5 protein-coding genes are annotated in these 4,766 nt (G+C 66.3%); 3 read left to right on the top strand and 2 right to left on the bottom strand.

All coding sequences use genetic code 11. The features are described from left to right. A partial coding sequence (locus VEI45_RS21545; protein WP_324856558.1) for a zinc-binding dehydrogenase occupies positions 1-575 on the top strand: 575 nt, incomplete at its 5' end. Beyond that, positions 575-1,198 carry an MBL fold metallo-hydrolase gene (locus VEI45_RS21540; RefSeq protein ID WP_324856557.1) on the top strand — a complete coding sequence of 208 codons (624 nt, stop codon included), beginning with the start codon at positions 575-577 and terminating at the stop codon, positions 1,196-1,198. The genes VEI45_RS21545 and VEI45_RS21540, both read left to right, overlap by 1 nt. 14 nt (positions 1,199-1,212) lie before the next feature. Here VEI45_RS21540 and VEI45_RS21535 read toward each other — a convergent pair whose 3' ends face one another. Further along, positions 1,213-1,977 (bottom strand): SHOCT domain-containing protein, encoded by a 765-nt coding sequence (locus tag VEI45_RS21535; protein ID WP_324856556.1) that lies wholly within the window; start codon positions 1,975-1,977, stop codon positions 1,213-1,215. Between the two features lie 117 nt (positions 1,978-2,094). Here VEI45_RS21535 and VEI45_RS21530 point away from each other — a divergent pair, with 117 nt between their 5' ends. Continuing rightward, complete coding sequence (locus VEI45_RS21530; protein WP_324856555.1) at positions 2,095-3,048, top strand: SDR family oxidoreductase; 954 nt, start codon at positions 2,095-2,097, stop codon at positions 3,046-3,048. Between the two features lie 82 nt (positions 3,049-3,130). Here VEI45_RS21530 and VEI45_RS21525 read toward each other — a convergent pair. Continuing rightward, positions 3,131-4,766 (bottom strand): Hsp70 family protein (locus VEI45_RS21525; protein ID WP_324856554.1); only part of this gene is annotated, 1,636 nt, incomplete at its 5' end.

The raw sequence follows: 4,766 nt of genomic DNA, 5'->3' as shown, positions 1-4,766 counted from the left end.
CGATCAACACCGGCGCGATCACCCGTGATGACACGGTGGCGGTGATCGGTTGCGGCGGTGTCGGCGACGCGGCGATCGCCGGGGCAGCGCTGGTCGGCGCCAGGCGGATCATCGCCGTCGACACCGACAACACCAAACTGGACTTGGCCCGTAAGTTCGGCGCGACGCACACCATCAACGCCCGCGACCTCGATGTGGTCAAGACGATCCAGGATCTCACCGACGGCTTCGGCGCCAACGTGGTCATCGACGCCGTCGGGCGACCAGAAACCTGGAAGCAGGCATTCTATGCCCGCGACCTTGCGGGAACCGTTGTGCTGGTGGGTGTTCCGACCCCGGACATGCGCATCGACATGCCGCTGGTGGACTTCTTCTCGCATGGCGGCGCACTCAAATCGTCGTGGTACGGCGACTGCCTGCCCGAACGTGACTTCCCCACCCTGATCGACCTTTACCTGCAGGGCCGGTTGCCGCTGGAGAAGTTCGTCTCGGAACGCATCGGCCTCGGCGACATCGAGGAGGCTTTCCATAAAATGCATGACGGCAAAGTGCTGCGCTCGGTGGTGCTGCTGTAATGGCGGCCATCGAGCGCGTTGTCACCCATGGCACCTTCGAACTCGACGGTGGCAGTTGGGAAGTCGACAACAACCTCTGGATCGTCGGCGACGATTCCGACGTCGTGGTGTTCGACGCCGCGCACACGGCGGCGCCCATCGTGGCGGCCGTTGGTGGGCGAAATGTGGTTGCGGTGATCTGCACACACGGTCACAACGATCACGTGACCGTCGCCCCCGAACTCGGCAAGACGCTCGACGCACCGGTACTGCTGCATCCCGGCGATGACCTGCTATGGCGGATGACCCACCCGGACAAGGACTTTCGTTCGGTATTCGACGGTGACACGCTGAGTGTCGCCGGCACCGAGCTGCGGGCGCTGCACACCCCCGGGCACTCCCCCGGGTCGGTCTGCTGGTACGCCCCCGACCTGGGCGCGGTGTTCAGCGGCGACACCTTGTTTTCCGGCGGACCCGGTGCCACCGGGCGCTCGTTCTCCGACTTCCCGACGATCCTGCAGTCGATCTCGGGCCGGCTCGGGACACTTCCCGGCGACACCGTCGTCTACACCGGCCACGGCGACACCACCAGCATCGGCGACGAGATCATTCACTACGACGAATGGGTGGCCCGGGGTCACTAGCGGCCGACAGCCGGCTAACGGCCGTCGAGAATTCTGCGCTTCTCGTCCTCAAACTCCTTGTCGGTCAGCGCTCCGGAATCCCGCAGCGACGCAAGTGTTTTCAGCTGCTCCAGTTTTATGGCCTCGTCGGTCGGAGCATGTGACGCGAGCGCCTGTCCGGGCGCGCTCACCGACACATCCGTGTCGGTGGGGCTGTACAACGGGATGGGCTGCCCCGCAGTTGCGAACGGCCGCGTGACCCGCCGGGTTCGCGCCAACCAGACCGCTGAGCCGATCAAGGTGGCAAGACCGACGACGAACAACCCGACGGACGGCCATACCGACCAGCCGTAGGGACTCTCCTTACCGAACGCCAGGCTTGGGCTGATGAAGCCGTTGACCTGACCGTCGGTCTTGATCGTGTAGGTGCCGTCGGCCGGAACCTGAACCACCCAGACCCGCCGATGCGCATCGTTGTTGATTGTCGTTGTCCCACCGTAGCTTTCGGTGACCGCCGGATCCGGAACACCTTGGGGTGGGTCGATATCCATGCCAAGTTGCGGCACCGGCAACCCACCGCCATTCGGACCGGAGATGACCTCGGTGTGAAAGCTCACGGTGACTTTGCCGGCCGGCAGGTGCAGGCTGGCTGAACCGGGGATTGGCACCTCACCGTAGGCGTTGTACTTGTCCAGCACGAACGCGTTGAGGATCGGCAAGACGATGAAGCCGATTCCACCGACGACCATCGCCAGGATGGCCAGTGCCAGCGAAATCTTGGCCAGCCGTCTGCTAGTCATTCACGCAGTGTGACACCGTGAACTAGGTGGCGCCAGCGAAAGAGCGCCAAGCCGACAACACAGGTGGAGCCGGCCCGCCCGGTTTCGTTGAAGCGAGTAAAGAGGAGACTACGACTCATGGCCCCCCATCTCGTCGCCACTGTGCCCGATCTGTCCGGAAGACTGGCCGTCGTCACCGGAGCCAACAGCGGCCTGGGATTCGGATTGGCCCGTCGGCTGTCCGCGGCCGGCGCCGATGTGGTGATGGCGATCCGCAACCGCGTCAAGGGCGAGGCCGCGATCGACGAGATCCGCACAACTGTTCCGAACGCGAAGTTGACCATCAAGCCCCTCGACCTGTCGTCACTGGCCGGCGTCGCCGCCCTGGGCGAGCAGCTCAATGCCGACGGCCGCCCGATCGACATCCTGATCAACAACGCCGGCGTGATGACTCCGCCGAAACGCGACACCACCTCCGACGGATTCGAATTGCAGTTCGGCAGCAATCATCTCGGGCATTTCGCACTCACGGCGCACCTGCTGCCGCTATTGCGTGCCGCGGACCACGCGCGGGTCGTTTCGCTCAGCAGTCTGGCTGCGCGCCAAGGGCGCATCCATTTCGATGATCCACAATTCGAGCAGTCGTACACCCCGATGCAGGCCTACGGGCAGTCGAAACTGGCGGTGCTGATGTTCGCCCGCGAGTTGGACCGCCGCAGCAGAGCGGCCGGCTGGGGCATTCTCTCCAATGCCGCGCACCCCGGCTTGACCAAGACCAACCTTCAGATCAGCGGCCCGTCGCACGGGCGGTCGAAACCATCGACAATGGAACAGCTCTACAAACTGTCGTGGCGCCTGACGCCGTTCCTGTGGCAGGAGATCGACGAAGGCATCCTTCCCGCGCTCTACGCGGCGACTTCCCCGCAGGCCGAAGGCGGCGCCTTTTACGGCCCGCACGGCATCTACGAGGCCGCCGGCGGCGGGGTGACCGCGGCCAAGGTGCCCGCGCGTGCTCGTAACGATGCCGACTGCCGGCAACTGTGGGAGATCTCCGAGCGATTAACCGGGGTCAGCTACCCGAAGCCGAACTGATTTGCCGAAGACCGCGATGCCGGTTGGACCCATCACCACAGCGGATAGTCGTCGAGTCGACACGAAAACGCCTGATCGTCGATTACCGGTAACCGGGTTCTGGCTGCGGGAAATACCCCGGCCCCCGTGGGAATCTCGGGAACGGCGGCCGCTCCGGCCCCTGTGTTGTCGTGGTCGTGGGGGCTGAGGTGGTTGTCGAAGGTGCTGCCGTGGTGGTGGTCGTTGTCGTCGGCGCTTCGGTCGTCGTCGACGGGGGTGTCCCGGTGCCCGACTCGGTCGACGACGGCGAATTGGTGGCGGTGCCCTGAGTGTCCGATGGGGCGGGGCTTTGGTTTGCCGGGGCAGGTGCGGTGCTGACGCTGGGCGTCGGTGTCGTCGGTGCGCTGCCGGAGGTATGACGCAGGGTGATCATGACCCCGGCGCCGACGGCTAGCACCGTAAGCGCGGTGCCGACCATGACCACCGCCGGCCGGCGATACCAGGTGTCGGCAACCGGGCGGGCCGCGACCGGTTGAGCGGCGCGGTCGATACCGGCCGCCGGCCGCGCGGCCACCAGGTCGGCGCTGCTACCGGGTTCCGGGTACTCACCGGGGCGGATCGGCACGATGGCAGAGACGTCGTCGGCCTCCGACCAGGCCAGCGCCGGTACCGGACCGGGTTCCACCGGAATATCCGACATGGTCGTGGCATCGGCGACCGTTCCGGCCGCCGTCGGCGCCAACGCTGTCTCGCCATCGGCCGGGCCGCGTGCGGCCCGTAATGCCGCACCGATAGCGGCCGTCAGATGCGGTCGCGGAGCGGTGATGATGGGAACGCCGAGCTGTTCCGACAGGGTCGTGGTGACGGTCGGAATGCTGGCGCCCCCGCCCACCGAGGCGATCGCCACCAGATCGTCTGCGCGAATCCCGTTGCGCTGCAAGGTTTCGTGGACGGCTCTGATGAACCTGTCCAGCGGCTGACGGATCGCGTCGTCCAGTTCGTCCCGGGTGACGCGGACGTCGCCGCGATATCCGGGCACGTCGGCGGTCAACGTCGTCGCGATGGTCGACGAGAGCGCTTCTTTGGCATGCTGGCAAGCACCCCGCAGTGAAGCCAGCGAGCCGATCGCCGAGGTCGCCGACGTGTCGAACGATCCGGCCGACGACAGATCGGCGACGACGTGGGTCAGCAACGCCTGGTCAATCAGGTCCCCGGAGAATTCGCCGTGCCGCACGGCAGGGGCTACCGCCTGGTAGCCGTTGGCGGCGTCGACCAGCGCGAGGGTTGTTCCGCTGCCGCCGAAATCGCACACGGCGATGATCCCGCGGCTCGGCACCCCAGGGTTGGCCTGCAGCGCGATCAGCGCCGCCACGGAATCCGGTAGCAGCGCCAGCCGCCCACCCGACCATTCGGATACCCGGCCCAACGCGACCCGCACCGCATCGACCGCCTTCGGTCCCCAATGTGCGGGGTGGGTGACCGCGACCGCATCCGGCAATACCCGTCCATCTGCCACGGTGTAGGCCAGTGCCCGCAGCGCATCGGCGACCAACGTCTCGCTGCGGTGCGTCGTACCGTCGGCCGCCACAATGCCTTCCGGGTCGCCCACTCGGTCGACGAAGTCGGTGATCACCAGCCCCGGCTCGTTGAGCTTCGGGTTCTCTGATGGCACACCGACTTCGGGTGGGCGCTGCCGATACAAGGTCAGCACCGACCGGCGGGTCACCGCCCGCTCGGCG

It is taken from the genome of Mycobacterium sp. (genome assembly GCF_035623875.1).
GTDB lineage: Bacteria > Actinomycetota > Actinomycetes > Mycobacteriales > Mycobacteriaceae > Mycobacterium.
This window is presented reverse-complemented; position numbering and strand designations above follow the sequence as displayed.